Origin of the sequence: Variovorax sp. KK3 (assembly GCF_001984055.1) — a bacterium.
Taxonomy (GTDB): domain Bacteria; phylum Pseudomonadota; class Gammaproteobacteria; order Burkholderiales; family Burkholderiaceae_C; genus Variovorax.
The window spans coordinates 40928-63037 of the sequence record NZ_LYVO01000012.1; the positions used below are offsets into that span (position 1 = coordinate 40928).

The following is a 22110-nucleotide window of genomic DNA, read 5'->3' on the forward strand; positions in this document are numbered from 1 at the left end:
TTAATTTCTTCGCTGCAGCAGGCGCTGCGTCTTCGTGATGTCTGCGTAGACCACCGGCACATCCACGCCGGGGCGATTGCTGAGGGCGGCGGCTTCATGCACGGGGATGTCTTCGAGGCCGCTGGAGGCCAGCATGGAGCGGAGCAGTTCGCGCATGGTGACGGGCTTGCCGCTGGCGACGTGGTAGACCTCGCCGGCCTGCCCGAAGGCGGCGATGGCGTGCAGTTGCTCGGCGGCCTGCTCCGCGCTCACGTAGTCGCGGGTTGCGGCCAGAGGGCCGAGTTCGAGCGCGGTGCGCTCGCCAGCCCGGACCTCGCCGATCTGCTTCTGCACGCGGCCCACGAAGAGGCGTTCCGATGCGTTCGCCGCGTGCAGGTTGAACAGACGCGCCACCAGCACGTCGACGCCCGAACTCGCGTAAAGGCTAGCCAGTTGACTTTGCCAGGCCTTGCTGAGGCCGTAGACCGAGACCGGCGCGAGCGCGTGGTCTTCGCGAATGGGGTTTTCGTCCGGCCTGACTGCGCCGTACTCGGCTGCCGAGCCGACCAGCACGACCCGGATCGGCGAACCTGCTCGCTTGACGGCCTCCAGCAGGTGGCGCGTGGCCTCCACGTTGATCGCGAGAGCCTCTTCGAAATCGTTGGAGAAGGTGGCGGCGAGATGGAAGACCCACCGCGGTCGTGCCTGCGCCAACAGCTTGTCGAATGCCGACGGATCGTTGAGCTCGAGCGAGTGGTCTGCCTCCTGCCTGCCCGCCGACGCGATCTCGAAACCGCCTTCGGACTCCAGGCGCAATCGCAGCGCGCGGCCCAAGGCGCCGTTCGAGCCCGTCAGCAGGACTCTCGTCATTCGCCGATGCCCAGCTTGGCGGACAGCTCCTCGAAGTTCTCGTCCGCGTACTCGTAGTCGTCGGGCCGCCCGATGTCGAGCCAGTAGCCGCCGAAGGGCCGGATGTCGATGCGTTGATTGTTCTTCAGGCCATCGAGCATCAGGTTGTCGAAGCCGTACTTGGCGCCCTTCTGCAGGTTGTCGATCACCGAACGCTGGATGCAGTAGATGCCCATGCTCACCTCGAAATCGAAGGCGGGCTTTTCCCTGAACGCCGTGAGGCTGCCGTTGTCGTCATGCTCCAGCACGCCGAAATCGATCTTGACCTGCCGGCGGTACGACGACACCGAGATCTGGCTCTTGGCCTCGACATGGGCTTCGAAGAACTTGCGGTAGTCGAGATCGCAGAGAATGTCGCCGTTCATCACGAGAAAGTTCTGCGGCAGGTCGTCGATCAAGGTCAGCGGGCCGATGGTGCTGAGTTCGCCGTCTTCGAGCGAGTAGTCGAGCTTGACGCCCAGCCGGGACCCGTCGCCGAAGTAGGCCATGATCAGCTGTGAGAGATGGTTCACCGCGAGCGTGATGTGGGTGAAGCCAGCCTTCTTCAGCTGCATGATGATGATTTCGAGGATCGAATACTTGCCGCCGAGCGGGACCAGCGGTTTCGGGATGAGGGTGGTGTAGGGGCGCAGGCGAGTGCCCTTGCCGCCCGCGAGAATCACAGCGCGCATGGGTGGACGTTTCCGGTTTCAGACGTTGTAGAGCCAGGCCTTGTAGCGCGACAGGTTCTCGGGTTCCTTGAACCATTGGATCGTGTCGCGCAGCCCGCTTTCGAGATCGAACTTCGGGCGCCAGGGTGTCAGCGAGGTGATCAAGGTGTTGTCGCCCATCAGGCGGAACACTTCGGACGCTTCGGGCCGCAGGCGTTGGTCATCGGTGACGATGCGGGCCTCGGGGTTGAGCTCGGCGATCAAGGTTTCTGCGACCTTGCCGACGGAGTGCTCGGTGCCGGTGGCGATGTTGATCTCTTTGCCGATGGTGGCGTCGGCTTCGGCCAGCGCGATGAAGCCCTGGGCCGTGTCCTTGACGAAGTTGAAGTCGCGCGTCGGCGTGAGGCTGCCCAGGTGCAGTTCCTTCTCGCCCAGCAGCAGCTGGGTGATGATCGTCGGAATCACGGCACGTGCCGACTGCCGCGGGCCGTAGGTATTGAAGGGCCGGACGATGACGACGGGTGTCTCGAAGGAGCGGAAAAAGGACTCGGCCAGACGATCCGCACCGATCTTCGTCGCGCTGTAGGGCGACTGGCCTTGGAAGGGGTGCTTCTCGTCGATCGGCGCGTACTGGGCTGTGCCGTAGACCTCCGAGGTGGAGGTCACCAGGCATCGTTCGACCCCCAGGCGCTTGGCGGCCTGCAGGACATTGAGCGTGCCCTTGATGTTGGTGTCGACGTAGGAGTCCGGCGAGTGATAGGAGAACGGAATGGCGATGAGCGCTGCGAGGTGGAACACCACGTCGCACCCCTTCATCGCCTCGAGCACGCCGTTGGGGTCGCGAATGTCGCCCGGAAACACGTCGAGCCCGCGCACCACCGATTGCGGCAGCGTGTCGAGCCAGCCCCAGCTGTTGAACGAGTTGTAGTAGACGAAAGCACGAACGTCGCAGCCGTGCGCGATCAAGGCTTCGACGAGATGGCTGCCGATGAATCCATCCGCGCCGGTGACGAGTACTTTTTTTCCTTGGAGGCGCATGGTTCGGATCGATGTCAAAAAGTGAAGGACTGGCCGCGGCCTTCGAGGGACGGCGGCGCGCGATGGCGAAATGAAGGCAGTGACCTCGCCGGACGCCGCCCGGCAGGGCTGGCTGGTCGGGCGCTTGCTGGGGAGCGGGTGGGGACGGAAGCGGCGAATTTTAGTGGATTCGAGGCGGCCCCCCGTGGGGGGCCTCCGAGTCAAGTGCGGAGTCGGCAAAACCCGAACTTTCAAGACTCGACCTTTCGATAGACTTGCCGCACCGACAAGGGCTCATTCCATGAATCAGCTGATCTCGAGGGTGTTCGCAAGGAAGTCCGCCGGGGTGGCGACTCCTCGTCCATCCGGAGCCTCTGTCACTGCGTTTCCATTTTTTGCGCATCCTGTGCCCGACGGTGCCGCCGATCCGGCAACGATCGTTCTGAATGGAACATGCCCTGTGTGCGGGCAGCAGGCCCGCTTCGATCGCTTCACGGACAACCTGCGCGAGTCGGGCTTTTGCTCGGGATGCGGCTCCTTCAATCGGCAAAGGCAGATGGCGCACGTGCTGCGCGCGCGCATCGGAGGGCCTGCAGGCGCCCCGTTGGCCATTCCGCCCGGTCTTGCCGTCTACAACACCGAGTCGACGGGAGCCGTGCACAGGGTGCTTTCCACGAATCCGGGCTACGTGTGCTCGGAATACTTCGGTGCCGAGTACCGATCGGGCGAAACCGTCCGGGGCTGCCGGCACGAGGACCTGCAGAACATGTCGTTCGCGGACCAGTCTCTGGATATCGTGCTGTCCAGCGACGTGCTCGAACACATGCCGGACCCCTACCGAGCCCATCGCGAGATCTTTCGGGTTCTGCGGCGGGGCGGCCGGCACATCTTCACGGTGCCTTTCGACAGCGCGGCCCCGCTCGACGATCGGCGGGCCGACCTCGTGAATGGCGAAGTCGTCTACCTTGCCGAAAAGCTCTATCACGGCGATCCGGTCAATCCGGAGGCAGGCATCCTGGTCTGGACCATCTTCGGACTGGAAATGCTGGTCGAGCTGGCCCGCATCGGATTCGCGCCCACAGCGGTGAATTTGCTCTTGCCTTGGCACGGCGTGATCGGCGCGCACTCGCTGGTGTTCGAAGCCGTCAGGCCGTAGGCGCTGCCGTCCGGCGAAGGGCGGCGAGCCCATCGGGCTTCGCCCCACCGCGCTGTCGGTCGGCAGCGCAAAAATTGACGTGCGGCACAATCCGGGCCCATGAGTCGCAACATTTATCCTGTTTTTCAATGAAGAAGCATGCAGTCGTCACCGGCATCACTGGCCAGGACGGGGCCTATCTGGCTGAACTTCTCCTGAGCAAGAACTATGTGGTGTATGGCACATTCCGGCGGACGAGCTCGGTCAATTTCTGGCGCATCGAGGAACTCGGGATTCAAGATAACCCCGACCTCAGGCTCGTCGAACACGACCTGACCGACCTGGGCAGTTCCCTCACCCTGATCAAAGAGGCCAAGCCCGACGAGGTGTACAACCTCGCTGCACAAAGTTTCGTGGGCGTCAGTTTCAATCAACCCGACGCGACCGCACAGATCACCGGCATGGGCGCGCTGCATCTGCTCGAAGCCATTCGACTGGTCAACCGCGGCATTCGCTTCTACCAGGCGTCGACCTCGGAAATGTTCGGCAAGGTGCAGGCCATTCCCCAGGACGAGAACACACCGTTCTATCCCAGGAGCCCCTACGGTGTAGCGAAGTTGTTCGCCCACTGGATGACGATCAACTACCGCGAGAGCTACGACATCTTCGGCTGCAGCGGCATTCTCTTCAATCACGAGAGCCCGCTTCGCGGACGCGAGTTCGTCACGCGCAAGATCACGGATGCGGTCGCCAAGATCAAGCTCGGAAAGCTCCAGGTGCTGGAACTCGGCAACCTCGGTGCGAAGCGGGATTGGGGGTTTGCGCGCGAGTACGTCGAAGGCATGTGGCGGATGCTGCAGGCCGACGAGCCCGACACCTTCGTTCTGGCCACCAACCGGACGGAAACGGTGCGCCACTTCGTCGACCTCGCCTTCAAGGCCGCCGGCATCGAACTCCGATTCGAGGGCAGTGAGCAAGACGAAGTGGGCATCGACACGCAGACGGGCAAGACGCTGGTCCGGGTCAATCCCAAGTTCTATCGGCCCGCCGAGGTCGACCTGCTGATCGGAGATCCGGCGCGCGCGCGCGAGAAGCTTGGCTGGGAACCCAAGACGACGCTCGAGCAGCTCTGTTCGATGATGGTCGAAGCCGATCTGCGCCGAAACAAGGCAGGCCATTCGTTCTGAGCGCACGCCGCGAACCCTTCGTTCGCGGGGAGGGCGTTGAGGACTCGAGACAACCGTGCACGTGCCGGAAAGAGAGAAGCCATGAACATGGGCTTGAAGCAGCCAGTTGCATTGCTGCGAAAGATCAAGCGCCGACTGGGTGGGGCCGTCGCGCCGCAGAGTGCGGGAGCGGTGCCTCCGGCACCGTCGCCGTCGCCGTCCCGGGAAAGTCTGATCGCGGACGTGCTCGATCGCGCTGGCATCTTCGACGCGGCCTTTTATCGGCGAGCCTACCTGGACGTCGACGCCAGTGGGCTCGAGCCGGTCGATCACTTCGTGCGTTTCGGGCTGGAGTCGTCGCGTCGCCCCTCGATCGCGTTCGATCCGGTGTTCTATGCGGAGCGCTACCCCGACGTAGGTGGCTCGCGATCCTCTGCGCTTCACTATGCCTATTTCGGGCAGACCGAGGGCCGCACGATCGGCAAGCCGCCTTTCGATCCGGGCAGGCTCGAGCACGTCGTCGCCGCCATTGGAGAAAGCGGCCTCTTCGATGCGGATTTTTATGCCGCCGCCAATCCTGCCGTGGCCGATGCCGGCATGGACCCGTTGCTGCACTATCTGACCCACGCGCACCGGACCTTCGCAGACCCCTCCGCGTCTTTCTCGACAAGTGCTTACCTGGCTCGCCATTTCGACGTCCGGCAGGCGGGCGCGAATCCACTCGTGCATTGGCTCGACATCGGTCGCGCAGAGGGCCGAGTGCTGCCCAGCGGCAGTGCCGCGGACTTCCTGTGGATGTCGCCGGAGCGGCCTTATGCGCTGCCGGACGACGTCATGCGATTCGAGCGCATGGCCGGCATCGCCTTCTTCGCAGGGCAGGGTTTCGACTTTGCCGACCGGCAGGGCCCCGCATCGCTCGCCAGGACCGTCGCGAGCCTGGCCGCATGCGTTCCCACGTTGACCATCGAGCGGCAAGCGCCGAAGGTGTCGATCATCGTTCCCGTCTACGGGCAAACGCATTTCGTTCTGAATTGCCTCGACTCGCTGTCGCGGCATGCATCCCGGCACTCGGTCGAGATCATCGTTGCCGACGACGCATCGCCGGATGACACCCAGACGACCCTGCTCGCGCAGATTCCGTGGATTCGCTATGAGCGGCGGGCCAGCAACGGCGGATTCCTCGTCTGCTGCAACTCCACGGTGGATTTGTCGAAGGGCGAGTTCGTGGTGCTTCTCAACAGCGACACGCGCGTGGTCGACGGATGGCTCGACGAACTGATCGACGGCTTCTCGATCTTTCCCAAAGCCGGCATGACCGGCTCCAAGCTGTTCAACGACGACGGCTCGCTGCAGGAAGCCGGCGGCATCTTCTGGCGTGACGGATCGGCCCACAACTATGGCCGCGGGGATGATCCCGATCGACCCCAGTACTGTCACGCGCGGCAGGCGGATTTCATTTCCGGGGCTTCCATCGCCGTGCCCCGCAAGGTCTGGAACGAACTGGGCGGCTTCGACGAGCTGTACCGGCCGGCCTACTGCGAAGACGCGGACCTGGCCTTCCGTGTGCGGCGCGCAGGCTACGAGGTCTGGTTCGTACCGGGCTCGCGGGTGATTCACTATGAAGGCGTCACGCACGGGCGCGACACGAACAAGGGCATCAAGGCCTACCAGGTCGAGAACCTCAAGAAGTTCGCGAAGCGCTTCGCCAAGGAACTGCACGACCATCCGATTCCGGGAACGTCTTCGGTGCGCGCCGCCTCCTGGAGATCGCGCAAGCACATGCTGATCGCCGATGCGCTGACGCCGCGTCCGGACCAGGACTCCGGCTCCATCGTCACGGACGAGGTGATGAGGACGTACCGCGAGAAGGGCTTCGACGAGAGCTTCTTCCCCTTTCACGAACCCTTGTTCAAGGGCGAGGCCACCCGGCGGCTGCAGCGGCGGGGCGTGTGCTGCCACTATGTGCCTTACTCCCCCGACGTCGAAGCGATTCTCGGCGTGTCGCACGACTTCGACTACGCGCTGCTCTATCGCTACGTCGTCGCCGGGCCGGTGTCCGCGGCGCTGCGTCGGCACTCGCCTTCAACGCGCGTACTCTTCGCCAACGTCGACTTGCACTACCTGCGTGAATCGCGCGCCGCGTCGACCAACAACGACGCCAGCGGCCGCTTCAAGGCCGAGGTGACGAAGTCGCAAGAACTCGAAATGTTCGCGCGCGCCGACGCTTCGTTCGTCCACACCGACATCGAGAGGAAGCTCATCGAAGGCGAGATGCCGCGGCCGTTGAACAACCTGGTCGTCCTGCCGTGGTTGTCGGACGTCAGGACGAACGACGAAGGCCTGGCCGGCCGGGACGACATCATGTTCCTCGGCAACTTCCCGCACGAACCGAACGTCGATTCGATCAAGTTCTTCATGTCGTCCATCTGGCCGACGCTGGAGTCCAGGTTGCCGCCGCACGCGCGTTTGCTGGTGGTGGGCAACAAGCCGCCGCCCGAGGTGATGGCGATGGCGACGGACCGGGTCATCGTGACCGGCTACGTCGAAGATCTCGAGCCCTATTTCGCTTCTTCCAGGGTGTTCGTCGCTCCGCTGCGCTACGGCGCGGGCATCAAGGGCAAGCTGGTGATGGCGCTCGCGCACGGCGTGCCCAGTGTCGCGACGACGATCGCGGCCGAAGGCATCGGCAGCAGCGAGTCGGCGCACCTTCGGGTTGCCGATGCCCCTGCCGAGTTTGCGGACGAGGTGCTGCGCGTCTATGCGGACGAGTCCTTGTGGTCCGCCATGCGCGCGGCGGGATGGCGCTTCGTGCAAGACAACTATTCGAGTGACGCCGCTGCCGCCCTGTGCGCCGAGGCGCTCGACGTCGCGGACCGCGTCTGGCTGGAACGCCAGGACACCCGACGCCGGCAATTGCTGCGGGACATTCTCGTGACGCAGCATGCTCCCGCCGTCCACGGTGCGATCGACCTGCAACATCAGGCAGGCGGTTCCGCCAACTCTTGATTCGATGACTACCGTTCTTGCCGCGGTCGTCGGCCACAGGCGGGCACCCTCCCGCCTGCTCGGTTCGACGGCGATGCTCGTTGCCCAGTTCGTGCTGGCAATGGTGGTCGTGACTGCCGTGCTGCGGCTCTGGCAACTGGATCTGCGCGTCCCGTTCAACTACTGGGGCGATTCGATCTTCGAGCTGATGCTGGCCAAGTCCATCGCCGACGGTGGCTGGATCTGGTCCATCCAGCGCCTGGGCGCGCCGTTCGGGCTGGCCATCGCGGCCTTTCCGCAGAACCTGGTGTTTTCATCGCTGGTGATGAAGGCCATCGCGATCTTCACCTCCGAGCCCGGGCTGATCCTGAACCTGTTCTGGCTCTTCTCGATCGGGCTGACCTCGCTGATCTGCCATGCCGCGCTGCGGCCGTTCGGGCTGACCCGCGGCAGTGTGTTCGTCTTCTCGACCCTGTATGCATTGCTGCCCCACGTGTTCTTCCGGAACATCGCGCACATCAGCCTGACGTACATGTTCGTGCCCGTGATCTGCGCGCAGGCGCTCATCGTGCTGTCTCGCTGCAAGGCAACTGCCGATGGCGTGGAGCGCGGCGCGGAGCCCAGGTTGTCGCGCCCGTTCCTCGTCCTGGCGGCCCTGGCGATCGGCACCGACTACATCTACAACGCCTTCTTCAGCTGTTTCTTTCTGAGCTTCGCCGGCATCGCTGCCTACCTGTCGACCCGCAACGGGAAGGCGCTCGCGGCCAGCCTGTCCCTCGTTGCCCTGATCGGCGTGACGGCCCTCGTCAATCTGTCTCCGTCGCTGTGGACATGGCACCAGCAGGGGCCGCCGGCCACCATCGACTACAAAGGGCCGGCTGAAGCGGAGTACTACGGCCTCAAGATCAGGCACCTCGTCAGTCCCGTGCTGGTGGACATCCTCGCGCCGGAAGACGTGACCTATCCGCTCGAGAACGAGAACGCATGGGCCAAGCTGGGCGGCGTCGGCGGCGTCGGATTCGTGCTCGCCCTGGGCGCGGCGCTCTTCGCATCGCGCACCGGTACGCCGAGGCGCCTCTGGGCCGCCGGCGTCCTGGCCATGGCAGGCGTGTTGCTGGCGACGGTCGGCGGCTTCGGCGCGATCTTCAACGTGCTGATCACCCCGGACATCCGTGCCTACAACCGCATCGTCGTCTTCATCGCGTTTTTCGCCTTCTATACGCTCTTCCACTGCATCGAATGGGCATGGGCGCGCTTCGGAGGCAAAGCCGCGCGGCCGTCGGGCGCCTTGTTCGGCCTCACGCTTGCCGGCATCTTCGCCATCGGCGTGGTCGACCAGGGCGCTGCGGGCAAGAGCCTCGTCGAGAACCACGACACCTACCGCGCCCGCTTCGACGTCGAGCGTGCGTTCGTCGCCCGTGTCGAGCAATCGGTGCCCGACGCGCAGCAGGTCTTTCAGCTGCCGATCGCGCCGTTTCCGGGAGATCCGGGGCGGGAGGACATGTGGCCCTACGACCACGGCCGGCCGTACCTTTGGTCCAACAGGTTCAAGTGGAGTTGGCCTGCGCTGACGGATGTGCAGACGGCATTCGAATCGCAGTTGAAGACGGACGACCCGGCGAAGCTGCTCGATCAGCTGGTCAAGGTCGGATTCGATGGGCTATGGATCGACCGCGCCGGCTATCGCGATGGTGTCGCCGAGGCCCTGGAGCGTCGGCTGACCGAGTTGACGGCGAAGGCGCCCCTGGTCTCGGACGACGAGCGGTACGCGTTTTTCGATCTCGGCCGCCAGGCCCGTGAATGGGCCACGGCGGCGCCGGCCGTGCAACGCGAGGAGCGGCAGGCGCTGACGGAGCCGGTGCTTCTCGGGTTCGACGCCGGCTTTTACGGCGAGGAAGTGTCGGAGGGCGGCGCACGCCGGCACCGATGGTCCGGCCCGAAGTCGAAGGTCAAGCTGCGCAACACGGCGGCCGTGGCCAAGTCCGTCGTCTTCACGACGACCGTGCAGGCCAGTGCACCATCTCAACTGACGGTGGTCGGGCCCAGGGGCTACCGGCAAGCGCTGGAGATGAAGGGCGGCGAAGGCCAGCTGACCGTGGCCGTGACACTGGAGCCGCACGAGCGCGCGGAACTCGCGCTGTCGCTCGACGGGCCGCGCATTCTCGCGCCCGGCGACAAGCGCACGCTCCATTTCGTCTTGATCAACCCGAGCCTGAAGCCGAAGGCGGGTAAATCTTAGGGCGAGCCGTCGCTCGTCAGAACGACAAACCCTGGGCGTTCCGGCGCAGGTCGGCCTCCACCATCATCGCGCAAAGCTGCTCGAGCGTGGTGGTCGGCGCCCAGCCCAGCTTCTTCGTGGCCCGCTCCGGATTGCCGATCAGCAGGTCGACTTCGGCGGGCCGATAGAACTTCTTGTTCACGCGCACCAGGGTCTTGCCGGTCGCGACGTCGATGCCGATTTCTTCGTGCTCGCTGCCTTTGAACAGCAGTTCGTAGCCGGCGGCCTTGAAAGCCATGCTGACGAAGTCGCGTACCGTCTCCGTGCGGTTCGTGGCCAGGACGAAGGTGTCGGGTTCGTTCGCCTGGAGCATGCGCCACATGCCTTCGACGTATTCCTTGGCGTAACCCCAGTCGCGTTTGGCACCGAGGTTGCCGAGTTCGAGAACTTCCAGCTTGCCCAGCTTGATCTTGGCGACCGCATCGGTGATCTTGCGCGTGACGAACTCACGTCCGCGCAGCGGGCTTTCGTGGTTGAACAGGATGCCGCTCGCGCCGAAGATGCCGTAGCTCTCGCGGTAGTTGATCGTCATCCAGTGCGCGAACAGCTTGGCCACGCCGTAAGGACTGCGCGGGTAGAAGGGCGTGTCCTCGACCTGAGGAATGGCCTGCACCTTGCCGAACATCTCCGACGTCGATGCCTGATAGAAGCGGATGCTCGGGTTGATGAGCCGGATCGCTTCCAGCAGGTGCAGCGCGCCCATCGCCGTGATCTGCGCGGTCGCCTCGGGCTGGTTGAAGCTGACGCCGACGAAGCTCTGGGCGGCCAGGTTGTACACCTCGTCGGGCGCGGCCTGCTGGATGAGCGTCATCGAGCTGCCCAGGTCCGTCAGGTCGTACTCGGTCAGATGCAGCGACGGGTGATCCTGGATGCCGAGTTCTTCGATTCGCCAGAAATTGACCGAGCTCGTGCGGCGGTAGGTTCCGTAGACCTTGTAGCCTTTGGCAAGCAGCAGTTCGGCGAGGTAGGCCCCGTCCTGTCCAGTGATACCGGTGATGACTGCTGTCTTGCTCATGATGACGAAGAGGAGGAGGTGGAAGAGCCGGCCGGGCGGAGCGGAGGAGCGAAGCGCAGCCAAGGCTTGGCTGCGCGGGGCGGAACCGCCGGCGAAAAGTCGCCGCCCGTGATGGTCAGGTTGGGATTGTAGAAAGGGTCGTTCGCAATCACGTCGGCCCAGATCCGCTTGAAGTTGGCGCATTCCTCCAGGAACTGCGCGCGGCGCTCTTCGCCCGAGGGCAGGCCCAGGCTGGCGGACTCGTAGTGGAACAGCTGGGCGTGCGGCGTCCACACCACGGCATAGCCCGCACGTCCCAGCCGCAAGCCGATGTCGACGTCGTTGAAGGCGATGGCGAAGTGCTCCTCGTCGAAGCCGTGCACCTCGTCGAAAACCGCGCGCCGCATGACCATGCAGGCCGCGGTGACGGCGGAGAAGCGCTGCGTGCAGGCCGCACGGCCGAAGTAGCCCAGCCCGTGGCGCGAGAGGCCGACGTGGGGGTGGCCGGCCAGGCCTCCGATGCCGACGACGACGCCGGCATGCTGGATGGTTTCGTTCGGATAGAAGAGCTTCGCGCCGACCGCGCCCACGTCGGGGCGCAAGGCCTGGCTGGCCATGTCGGTCAGCCATTCGGCCGTGATCACCTCGATGTCGTTGTTGACGAAGGCGAGCAGTTCGGCGTCGGTTTGCGTGACTGCCCAGTTGTTGAGCGCGGCAAAGCTGTAGGGACGGTCGTAGTCGAGCACCCGCACGCGCGGATCCTTCGCGATTTCCGCCAGGTACTCGAAGGTCTCGGCCTGAACGCTGCGGTTGTTGACCACCACGATCTCGAATGCCGCGTACGAGGTTTTTTCCAGGATGGTCTGCACGGCGACGCGCAGCAGTTCCACCTTGTCCTTGGTCGGGATGATGATGGCGACACGGGGCAACTGCGCGGGCAGGGGCCAGTGCACCCGGTAGTAGCCCAGGTGGGGCTGCATCTCCACGCGGGCATCGTGCCCCGCCCTGGACAGGTGTTCCTGGATGGCGCGCGCTGCCGCTTCGTAGGGGTAGATCTTCTCGGTCGCGGCGAGCGCCACCGACCCCGAGATCGCCCGCCAGTGGTACAGGATGTGCGGGATGTGCCGGATTCGATCCGGCGTGGTGCGCTCGCTGAAGCGCAGGGTGACGTCGTAGTCCTGGCTTCCATCGAAGCCCGTCCTGAAGCCTCCGACCTCTTGAAGCAGGCTGCGACGGTACGCGGCCAAGTGCACGACCGCGTTCTGCGACAGCATCAGGTCGTAGTTCCAGTCGGGCTTGAACCAGGGCTCGAAGCGGCGTCCGTTTTCGTCGATCTTGTCCTCGTCGCTGAAGAGCATGTCGAGTGCCGGGTTCGCATCGATCTCGGCGGCCATCATGTAGAGCGCGTGAACGGCCAGTTCGTCGTCGTGGTCCAGCAGGGCGACGTACTCGCCCGTCGCCATGTCGAGCGCCGTGTTGGTCGCGGCGGCGATGTGTCCGCTCACGGGCCGGCGCTGGAACTTGATCCGCTTGTCCTGCCCGGCGTACCGGGCGCCGAGCTTGGCAACCTCCGGGTCCGACGAACCGTCGTCGACCAGGCAGAGCTCCCAATTGGGGTAGGCCTGCTTGCGGACCGATTCCACGCACTGGCGCAGCATCCAGGCCGGCGTGTTGTAGAGCGGGACCAGCACCGAGATGAGCGGCGACGACTTGAACGCGCGTATGTGCAGCGCGATCGCCGCCAGGTCCGCCTCGCGGAGGGTGTCGAATTGCGCGATCCAGTCCTGGTAGGGGTCGTTGGCCTGGTCTCCGTGCCTTTCCCTCAACGCGTGGCGCAGGAGGCCCTTCAAGCCCGACAGCTTGAGTACGCGCACGGCTTCGACCGCATAGCGACCGATGAAGGACGGGTTCTTGCGCAGGCGCTGCAGGACCGGGCGCAGGCGCCGGTACGCGACGCGGTAACGGCTGACCGGCTGAATGCTCAGCGATTTGACGCGGAACCGCCCGAGGCCGCTCAAGGGGTCGAGCCGCAACGTGCGCAAGCCGGCGGGCAGCCTGATCAGCGAGCCATCGGAGCGGCCGTTCCAGGTCGTGATGTGCCGGGTCGAGTCCTGTGAGAAGCCCGCACCGTCATCGATGTACAGGACGGGGGCAAGCGCGAGTCCCTCGCCTTCGGCTTCGAACTTGATGATGTTCCAGCCCGAAGGAAATCCGGCCTGGCCGAAATCGAGAAAGAAGTACGGGTCGTCGCCGGTCGATTTCCACCAGTCGCCCTCCCGTTGAAGATCGTTCTTGGGGACAAGTTCAGGTCGGAGGCTCTTGGTCACGCTCTCACTGCCGCTTGAAGTGAAGCCCGGCGTCCGGCAGGGAAGCGCTGACCATGCTTGCCGTCGGATGTGGCTGGCTGCTGCTGCTCTTCGGTCCGGCGGGCGCGCCGGCCTCGCGAGATGCTGGCGCGACGGCGCTGCGTTGCGGTACCAAGGACAGCAGTTGTGCGACCGTGTTCTTGAAGCGCTCGCGCGAACAATCGTGCGTCACCCTTTGCAGCGCAGATCGACGTACCGCTTCCCAGAGTTGGGGTTCGCGATAGAGGCGCGCGCAGGCGGCGGCAAACGCGGCGGGCGAACTCGCCGCCAGGAAGTCCTTGCCTGCCTCCCAGCCCGTCTGTGCGGCCAGGAGATCGGTGACGACCGTGGGCACGCCTGCCGCGGCGGCCTCGTAGACCTTGAGTGGAATGCCGGCCGCGACGCGCGTGGGCGCGACCACCACTCTGGCCTTTTCGAACCAGGCGCGCAGGTCGTCGACGAGTCCGACGAGTTCGAGCCCATGGCCATCCAGCTTCGAGACGGATTCGGCGCGGTTGAGCCCGACCACTTTCAACTGAACGTCCTGCCCGAGTTCCTGCTTCAGGTGGGGCCAGATCTCATCGGCGAACCAGCGAAGCGAATCGGCGTTCGGCGCGGTGTCGTCGTGAATGGCGCCGACGAACAACAGGTCGGTTCGGTCGTCGAAGGGTGTGACGGTCGGCACGGCATCGACCGAATGGCTCAGGATGAACACGGGCCCGACGCCGTGCGCCTCGAACTGCGATTTCTCGCGTGGCGACACCGAGATGATGGCGTCGGCGCTGCGGGTGAGCGAGATCTCGTCCGCGATCATCTGTTGGGCCTCGGCCGCAGCGACCGGCTCCCCGGCGAGTTCGCGCTCGATCAGCTTGCGCGACGCGAACAGGGCTTCGGCGTCGTAGAACACGCGCGCATTGCCCAGCAGGTCCGGGCGGTCACGGGTCGCGGCGAGGAACTCCTGCATGTTGTGCGGGCGGCAGACCAGGATGGCGTCGTAGTAGCCGCGCCGTTCCTGCAGAAAGGCCTTCAGGCCGCCCGCGTCGTACCCGTGCATGACCTCGATGGAATCGGGAACGGATCGGCGGATTCCGTCCCAGGTTTCTGCATGCCTGAACATCGGGAACAGCGTGGTCTGCATTCCCGCTGCCGCGACTTCGCGCAGCAGTGCGTTCGACCTGGGATAGCCGGCGCCGAGCTTGGCATGCGGCACCCGGTCTTCGATGAAGAGCAGTCGCCGGGCATCGTTTCGCGCAGCCCGGGCGACCACCAGATTCGCGGCGTCGGCCGGCGATTGATGGGCCAGCCAGGCGGCATGGCGCTCTCGAAATATCTCGGCGTTGCGCCGCTGGAGTTCGATGGCCTGCTCGGATGTCGAAGAACTGCCGAACTCGTGGTGCAGGATCACGATGCCGGGGTCGAAGACGACGCGCTTGCCCGCTTCCCAGAGCCTCAGGCAATAGTCCGTTTCCTCGTAGTAGGCGGGTGCGTAGCGCTCGTCGAAGCCGCCCAGCGATTCGTAAAGCTTGCGCGGGGTCAGCAGGAAGGCGCCGGAGCAATAGTCGACGTCGCGCCGGTACATGAATTCCGGCGCATCCGGTTGCCCGCCGCGACCGTAGCCAATGCAGTTGCCGTCTTGCCAGACGATCGAACCCGCCTCCTGGAGCGTGCCGTCCGGCAGGACGATTCGTCCGCCGATCGCGCCGATCCCGGTGTCGGCGTCGCAGGCATGCACGGCGGTTTCGAGGGCGCCGGGCATCAACAGGGCATCGTTGTTGAGGAACAGCAGGTGCTTGCCGCGCGCGTCTCGCGCAGCGCGATTGGCGCCGCGCAGGAAGTGCAGGTTCTCCGGGCTGCGGATGATGCGCGCCCCTTCCACGCGATCGAGGAGTTGCGCTGTCGCGTCGCTGGAGCCGTTGTCGACGATGACGACTTCCACGCCCAGGCTGCTGCCGTTGGTGACTTCGGCAATCGACGAGAGGCAGGCGAAAGTCAATTCGGCCTGGTTGTAGAGCACCATCAGGATGCTGACGTCGGGCGCCGGGTGCGCGGGAAGCTTCAGCGTTCCGCTGGACGTGAGAAAGACCTTCAGGCGCGTTGCGAACACGGCGCGCATAGCCGCCCTCGGGTCGCCTGGCGAAGCGGCAGCCGTCGATGCCGCCTCGACAGGGGCGCCGGGGCCGGAAACGTCGACTTCTGCGCGGCGCGGGCCGGACAGTTTGCGCAAGACGCCGGTGGCTGCGCGCAGCGGCGCCGTGATGCGCCAGGACGCCGAATTCCGGAACGCGTCGGCCAGTTCGTCGCGCATGCGCTGCTCGTTGGCGCGCACTTGCATGATCTCGCGCGCGAGTTCTTGCTGCTGTGCCGACAGGGTCCGGCCGAGGCGCTGGCTTTCCGCGGCCAGGCGTTGCCGTTCGTCGCTCCACGCGGCCTGGGCGCGTGCGTGGGCCGAGATCAGGCGTTCGGCATCCGCATCGCGTGCAGGCGGCGTGTCGGCATCGTGGTGTCGCGGTGCCTGGTTGATGCGGCGAATTTCTGCCGAGAGGCTCTCGATCCGGTGCTCGAGGTCCAGCATGCGAATCTGGCCGCGGAAGCTGTCGCCGCGCGCGGCGAAGAGTCGGCGCACGATACCGGACGCCGCGGGCGACTGCGACAGCTCGAACAGGCGCTGCATGAGCGGAGCCTGTGCACGGCCGACGCCGATCACGCCGAGGCCGCCGGCATGTTCGAAAGTGAAGGACGGATATTCGCGGGACAGCGCCGTCCAGAGGGCTGCGGCGCCGGAGGCCGCATCGCCGCCTTGAATGCCCTGCAGGAGCACCACCGCGCGGTCGGACAACGCGGATTTCCACGCCTGGAATACGTGCGTAAGGTCGCAGCCTTGCGCATCGCCGATGTGCAGCAGATCGATGCCACCTGCATCGACGTCGGACGCGAAGCGCGTGCGAATGGCATCGAAGTCGCTCTTTTCGACTTCGGAAAAGGCGCTGTAGTGATCGTCGTTGAACGTGCGCAATTCGGCGAACGCTTCGGCTTCGTTGGGGCCCGGGGCCACGCGGCCGTCCACGGCCGTGCAACGGGTCGAAAGCCCGAAGCGTTCCACCGCCTGGCAGTAGGCCGCATAGGCATTGCCATCGGTCGTACCGAGCTCCACCAGCACTTCGGGCCGTATGGCCTTGACGAGCCAGTAGGCCAGCGCAAGATGCCCGGCATTCCTCCCGGGTGGGGCGAGTCGGTCGGGCTCCCAGAACAACTCCTCGCCCACCTCCAGCGTTTCCACCACCTGGTGGATATGGAAACGCATTTCCCTTGTCTTCATCGCTATCCTTCTACTTGACCCGGGGCTGTTCCACAGGCTCGTGGGCAGTCTATCCCGGTCGCGGAGCCGCCCAGAAGTGGCACACCGACTGTTTCCTGTGTCGGATCAAAGAGCAAATCGACCTCCTTGGGACTCTCCCGAAGGGTCGATTCGAATCTGCAAACGGTTACAGCTTCGCCCAGCCGATGACGGCTAGCTGGCCACCACATTGGCTTCCACGATCCTGCCGTGTTCGAGGTGGATGACGCGGTTGCACTCCTTGGCGATCAGTTCCGGCGAATGCGAGGCCAGGACCAGGATCCCGGACTTCGCGACGACGTCCCGCATGCGCTTTTCGGCCTTTTCGGTGAACTCGGCATCGCCCACCGACAGCCACTCGTCCATGAGCAGGATGTCGGCCTGGATGCTGGTCGAAATGGCGAAAGCCAGGCGCATCAGCATCCCGGTCGAATAGGTGCGCACCGGCATGTTGACGTATTCGCCGAGCCCGCTGAATTCGCAGATCTCCGGCGTGAGCGCGTCGATCTCTTTCTTGTTGAGGCCCATGATGAGGCCGCGCAACATGATGTTCTCGACGCCGGAAGCGTCGTGCTCGATGCCCAGAACCGGATCGATCAGGCTCGAAACGGTGCCCTGCCGCACGAATTCGCCGGACGAGGGTTCGTACACCCCCGCCAGCGTGCGCAGCAGGGTCGACTTGCCCGCGCCGTTGTGTCCTACCAGGCCCAGACGGTCGCCGCTCTTGAGCTCCAGGTTGATGTCGCTCAGCGCCTGCACCACGTTGACGCCGGTTTCCTTGCCGAAGCGGCCGCCGGTGACCGAGGCCGCAAGGGTCTTTTTCAGCGATGCGGCGCCGGCGCCGTAGATCGGGAAGTTGACCGAGCAGTTCTTGAGGGAGATGAAAGCCATTTATTCGTTACAGCCAGTAGACGACGCGGCGCCGATAGCGCGCGAAAAGCAGACCCGACACCACCAGGCTGACGGCCGTCCACCCCACGATGCCCCACCAGTTGTGGGCATCGGCGACGCCGCCCTTCAACGGGGCGCGCAGCAACTCGAGCATTTGCGCGAAGGGGTTGTAGAGGATGTATTGGGCGCGGCCAGGAAGGCTTTCCGGCAGCCAGAAGACGGGCGTCAGGAACATCAGCATCTGCATGATGCTGGTGACGATCTGGGTCACGTCGCGAAAGCGCGTGCAGACCAGCCCGAGCGCCAGGCCCAGTGCCTGGGCATTGACGATGAGCAGCAGGAAAGCCGGCACGAAGAGAAGGGCGTCCCAACTCAGCGAGACGCCTGCCCACAGCGCCACCGGGATGTAGATCACGATGTGGTGGGCGAACTGGATCATGTTGCGCGCCGTGCTGCGCCACACGAAGAGGCTGATCGGAAAGTACCCTTGCTTGAGGTAGTTGGCCGAGCCGATGAAGCCGTTGCATGCGTCGGTCACCATGCTGGAGAAGAAGCTCCAGAAGATGATGCCCAAGGCCAGGTGGGGGAAGAACCTCGAAAGGTCGGTGCCGAACAGCGAGCTGTACAGCGGCCCCATGCCGCCGATCATGGCGCCCATGCTGAGCGTCAGCCACAGCGGACCGAGCATCGAGCGGCGGTAGCGCAACACGATGTCGAACCATGCCAGCGTCCACCAGATGTCGGTGCGGCGGGTTCCTTCCCACCAGTCCGCCCACGCGCTGCGATGAAGATTGGAGTGTGCCTGGGTCATACGCGTCCGTAGGTATCCACCAGGCGAACGATGTCGTCTTCGCCGAGGTAGCTACCGCATTGGACTTCGATGAGAACCAGTTCATCCTGTCCGATATTGGTCAACCGATGCTTCTCCTTGAGGGGGATGTAGCGATATTCGCCGGGCAGGGTCTTGTGTTCCACGTCGCCGATCTGGACGATGGCGGTTCCCTGGACGACGACCCAGTGTTCCGCGCGTTGATGGTGGTACTGCAGCGAAAGCGCTTCGCCGGGCTTCACGGTGATCCGCTTGACCTTGTAGCCGTCTTCTTCCTTGAGCGAGGCATAGGTGCCCCACGGCCGATGCACCACGGCCGGCAACTGCACGGCCTCGTGCTTGCGGGTGCGGAGGATGTCGACCACCTTCTTGACTTCCTGGGCGCTGTCCTTGTGTGCCACCAGCAGGGCGTCCGGCGTATCGACGATCACCAAGTCGCGCAGTCCGAGGGCCGCGATGAGCTTCGGGCCGTGGCTCTCGACCTGGATGTGGGTGCCGGTGGTGTCCACGGCCACGACCTGATCGTTGGGAAAGGTATTTCCGCTCGCGTCCGCCGTCTGCGCGTTGGCGACGGCCGGCCAGGAGCCCACGTCGCTCCAGGCGAAGCGGGCAGGCACGACATGCACGTTGTCGGCGTGTTCCATGACCGCGTAGTCGATGCTGATGTCCGGCTGCAAGCCGAATGCGTGCAGGTCGAAATTCACCGCGCCGTCCTTGGCCTGCGCCGTGTCCAGCGCATGCCGCGCCGCGTGCATGACCTTGGGCGCATGGCGCTCCATGGCCGCGATGATCGCTGCGGCCGTGAAGCAGAACATGCCGCTGTTCCAGTAGTAGCGGCCGGTTGCCAGGTATTCCTGGGCCGTGGCCAGGTCGGGCTTCTCGACGAAGCCGATCGCTTTTTGGCTGTCGCGCGACACGCGCTCGACCTCGACGTAGCCGAAGCCGGTCTCGGGATTGGTCGGCACCACGCCGAACAGCACCAAAGCGCCCTCCTGTGCCAGCCGGAAGGCTTCGCTCGCGCTGGCCACGAAGGCCTCGACGTCGGGGACCAGGTGGTCGGCCGACAGAACCAGCATCACCGTGTCGGCGCCGAACTGCCGTTCGCATTGCAGGGCTGCCAGCGCGATGGCCGGCGCCGTGTTGCGGGCCCGGGGCTCCAGCAGGAAAGTGGTGGAAGGCGGATCGCTCAGCTGCTTCAACACGTCCTTGGTGAGGAAATGGTGGTCCTTATTGGTCACCACCATGAGGTCGCCCGTGCCGCAAGCCTGGCCTCGCTCGATCGCCTGTTGCAGGAGCGTGCTGCCTCCCAGCTTCATGAAGGGCTTGGGAAAGGCTTGTCTGGAAAGCGGCCAGAGTCTGGAACCGGAGCCCCCCGACAGCACCACTGAGAGCAAACGCATTGGTTTCTTTCTCTTGGGGAAAAGCCGGCGATTTTACCGGCCAGTGCCTCGGTGCCCCGCCGCGCCCATGGCAGAGCACCAGTTCGAACGGAAGATAATCACGCTCGGCGCCATGACAACGACAATGCGCCCGCCGCCAGATCGCCCCAGACTCCCCCAGCGACCGCATGCCGCCTCAAGAAGAACAGTCCCACCTCGCACACCCCAAGTACCGCCCCGACATCGACGGCCTGCGCGCGATCGCCGTCCTCTCCGTCGTGGCCTTCCATGCCTTCCCCAAATGGATGCCGGGCGGGTTCATCGGTGTCGACATCTTCTTCGTGATCTCGGGCTTCCTGATCTCGACCATCATCTTCGGCAGCCTGGCAGGCGAAGGCTTCAGCTACCGCGAGTTCTACGCGCGACGCATCCGCCGCATCTTTCCGGCGCTGCTGGTGGTGATGGCCGTCACCTTCGTCTTCGGCTGGTACGTGCTGCTCGCCGACGAGTTCAGCCAGCTCGGCAAGCACCTGCTGGCCAGTGCGGGCTTCGTGGCCAACCTCGTGTTCTGGGGCGAGGCGGGTTACTTCGACACTGCGGCCGAAAGCAAGCCGCTGCTGCACCTGTGGTCGCTCGCGGTCGAAGAGCAGTTCTACATCTTCTGGCCCGTGTTGCTGGGCCTGGCCTGGCGCTTCGGCGGCGGTCGCAACCGCAGCATGCTCACCTGGATGTGGGTGGTCGTGGTGCTGTCCTTCCTGCTGAACGTGCTGGGCGTGCACCGCTATGCCACCGCCACCTTCTATTCGCCGCTTCCGCGCATGTGGGAACTGGCGGCCGGTGCCCTGCTGGCCTGGAGCGCCATGCGTCGGGAGGCGCACCGCAACGTGTTCCGGCGAGAACTGCGCAGCGTTCTCGGTCTGGCACTGCTCGCGCTGGGCCTGGTGCTGATCAGTCGAGGCAAGGCCTTTCCGGGATTCTGGGCGCTGTTGCCGGTGGTGGGAGCGTGCCTCTGCATCTCGGCGGGGCCGGGCGCCTGGCTCAACCGGCACCTGCTGGGGTCGCGGCCCATGGTCTGGGTCGGGCTCATCAGCTACCCGCTGTACCTGTGGCACTGGCCGCTGCTCGCGTACGCGCGCATCCTCGAGGGCGCGGAGCCCTCGCGCAACGTCCGCATCGCGGCGGTGGTGGCGGCGGTCGTGCTGGCCTGGCTCACCTACCGCTTCGTCGAATTGCGCCTGCGCCGGCGCAAGGAGGCAGGCGTCGTCAAGTGGCTGGCCGTGGGAATGGTGGCGCTGGCCGTCGCGGGCCTGGTGCTCTACGGGCGCATCCTGCCGCCGCGCAACAACGACCCCACCGTCCAGGCGATCGTCGCGGCGAATGCCGACTGGGCCTTCCCGGACGGCATGAAGGAAGAGCGGGAGCGCGGCGAGCTCATCTATCGCGTCGGCAACGGCAAGGAACGTGTGCTTCTGCTGGGCGACAGCCACATCGAGCAATTCGGGCCGCGCGCGGTCGAACTCGACCGCATCGCGCCCGACCGGCTCAAGACGCTTTATTTCGGCACGCGGGGCGCCTGTCCGCCGGTGCCGCAGCTCTTCGAGGACCGCGACCCCGGCTGCGGCCCGCGGCGCGAGCAACTGCTGAAGTTCGCCTTCAGCCCCGAGATCGACACCGTGATCCTCGGCGCCTGCTGGACCTGCTATTTCGACATTGCCGAAGTCATGCCCGGCGCCAGTGCACCGCCGCCGCCCGATCGCTACTATTTCCTCGACATGCAAGGCCGCCACTACCTGCGCGGCGGCGACGGCGTGGCCCGATCGCTCGTGTCGCTGGAGACCTTGATCAAGCTGCTGCGTGCCGCCAACAAGAAGGTGTACCTGGTCCTGAACCCGCCGCTCTCGGCCGAGTTCGAGCCTCGTCTCTTGATCCACGGCAGCCGCCTGGGCACCATGACCGCTTCGCCGTCGCCGTCGTCGGCACCGTTCCCGCCGGCCCAGAAGGCCCTGCAGGATCGGCTTCGTCTGTTGGCCGAGAAGGCGGGGGCCATCGTGCTCGACCCGGCACCCGCCGTCTGCCTGAGCGACCAGCAATGCATGCGCAGCGGCGCCGGCGGCGAGCCGGTCTACAAGGATGGCGCCCACCTGCGTGCGGGCTTCGTGCGCAACGCGGCCACTTTTCTCGACCCTGCGATCACCGAGTCGCGATGATGCTTCCGCGCA

General features: G+C 65.1%; 14 protein-coding genes. 5 read left to right on the forward strand and 9 right to left on the reverse strand.

Features of this window, described 5'->3' with window-relative positions:
• The 3 genes from B0W80_RS08245 to B0W80_RS08255 are packed head-to-tail and all read right to left on the reverse strand — an operon-like array spanning position 1 to position 2576.
• Complete coding sequence (locus tag B0W80_RS08245; RefSeq protein ID WP_076998642.1) at positions 1–849, reverse strand: NAD(P)-dependent oxidoreductase; 849 nt, start codon at positions 847–849, stop codon at positions 1–3.
• On the reverse strand, positions 846–1559 hold the full coding sequence (locus B0W80_RS08250; RefSeq protein WP_076998643.1) for a sugar phosphate nucleotidyltransferase: 714 nt from the start codon (positions 1557–1559) through the stop codon (positions 846–848). Before B0W80_RS08250 ends, B0W80_RS08245 begins: the two co-directional genes overlap by 4 nt.
• Before the next feature lie 18 nt (positions 1560–1577).
• Positions 1578–2576 (reverse strand): NAD-dependent 4,6-dehydratase LegB, encoded by a 999-nt coding sequence (locus B0W80_RS08255; RefSeq protein WP_076998644.1) that lies wholly within the window; start codon positions 2574–2576, stop codon positions 1578–1580.
• Between the two features lie 280 nt (positions 2577–2856).
• On the opposite strand from B0W80_RS08255, the gene B0W80_RS08260 reads away from it, so the two are divergent.
• The 4 genes from B0W80_RS08260 to B0W80_RS08275 all read left to right on the forward strand — a co-directional run bounded on the left by B0W80_RS08260 (position 2857) and on the right by B0W80_RS08275 (position 10080).
• Positions 2857–3711: a methyltransferase domain-containing protein gene (locus tag B0W80_RS08260; RefSeq protein ID WP_143684528.1), complete on the forward strand. Its 855-nt coding sequence runs from the start codon at positions 2857–2859 to the stop codon at positions 3709–3711.
• 128 nt (positions 3712–3839) lie between these two features.
• On the forward strand, positions 3840–4877 hold the full coding sequence (gmd, locus tag B0W80_RS08265) for a GDP-mannose 4,6-dehydratase (protein ID WP_076998646.1): 1038 nt from the start codon (positions 3840–3842) through the stop codon (positions 4875–4877).
• An 81-nt stretch (positions 4878–4958) separates the two neighbouring features.
• Positions 4959–7862, forward strand: a complete 2904-nt coding sequence (locus tag B0W80_RS08270) for a glycosyltransferase (protein ID WP_076998647.1) — start codon at positions 4959–4961, stop codon at positions 7860–7862.
• A gap of 4 nt (positions 7863–7866) precedes the next feature.
• Positions 7867–10080, forward strand: a complete 2214-nt coding sequence (locus B0W80_RS08275; protein ID WP_143684529.1) for a hypothetical protein — start codon at positions 7867–7869, stop codon at positions 10078–10080.
• A gap of 16 nt (positions 10081–10096) precedes the next feature.
• Here the strand turns inward: B0W80_RS08275 and gmd (B0W80_RS08280) are convergent, their stop codons facing one another.
• From gmd (B0W80_RS08280) to B0W80_RS08305, 6 genes are all read right to left on the reverse strand, one after another.
• Positions 10097–11134: a GDP-mannose 4,6-dehydratase gene (gmd, locus tag B0W80_RS08280; protein WP_076998649.1), complete on the reverse strand. Its 1038-nt coding sequence runs from the start codon at positions 11132–11134 to the stop codon at positions 10097–10099.
• Positions 11131–13440, reverse strand: coding sequence for a glycosyltransferase family 2 protein (locus B0W80_RS08285; RefSeq protein WP_076998650.1), 2310 nt, complete (start codon positions 13438–13440; stop codon positions 11131–11133). The genes gmd (B0W80_RS08280) and B0W80_RS08285 overlap by 4 nt, the downstream gene beginning before the upstream one ends.
• A gap of 4 nt (positions 13441–13444) precedes the next feature.
• Positions 13445–16774: a glycosyltransferase gene (locus B0W80_RS08290; RefSeq protein WP_083745253.1), complete on the reverse strand. Its 3330-nt coding sequence runs from the start codon at positions 16772–16774 to the stop codon at positions 13445–13447.
• Positions 16775–16966: 192 nt separating this feature from the next.
• On the reverse strand, positions 16967–17683 hold the full coding sequence (locus B0W80_RS08295) for an ABC transporter ATP-binding protein (RefSeq protein WP_076998652.1): 717 nt from the start codon (positions 17681–17683) through the stop codon (positions 16967–16969).
• 7 nt (positions 17684–17690) lie between these two features.
• Entirely contained in the window at positions 17691–18494 is an 804-nt protein-coding gene (locus B0W80_RS08300; protein WP_076998653.1) for an ABC transporter permease, read from the reverse strand.
• Entirely contained in the window at positions 18491–19912 is a 1422-nt protein-coding gene (locus B0W80_RS08305) for a mannose-1-phosphate guanylyltransferase/mannose-6-phosphate isomerase (RefSeq protein ID WP_076998654.1), read from the reverse strand. The genes B0W80_RS08300 and B0W80_RS08305 overlap by 4 nt, the downstream gene beginning before the upstream one ends.
• Before the next feature lie 167 nt (positions 19913–20079).
• Between B0W80_RS08305 and B0W80_RS08310 the strand changes: the two genes are divergently transcribed.
• Positions 20080–22098, forward strand: coding sequence for an acyltransferase family protein (locus tag B0W80_RS08310; protein ID WP_076998655.1), 2019 nt, complete (start codon positions 20080–20082; stop codon positions 22096–22098).
• The last annotated feature ends 12 nt before the right edge of the window (positions 22099–22110 follow it).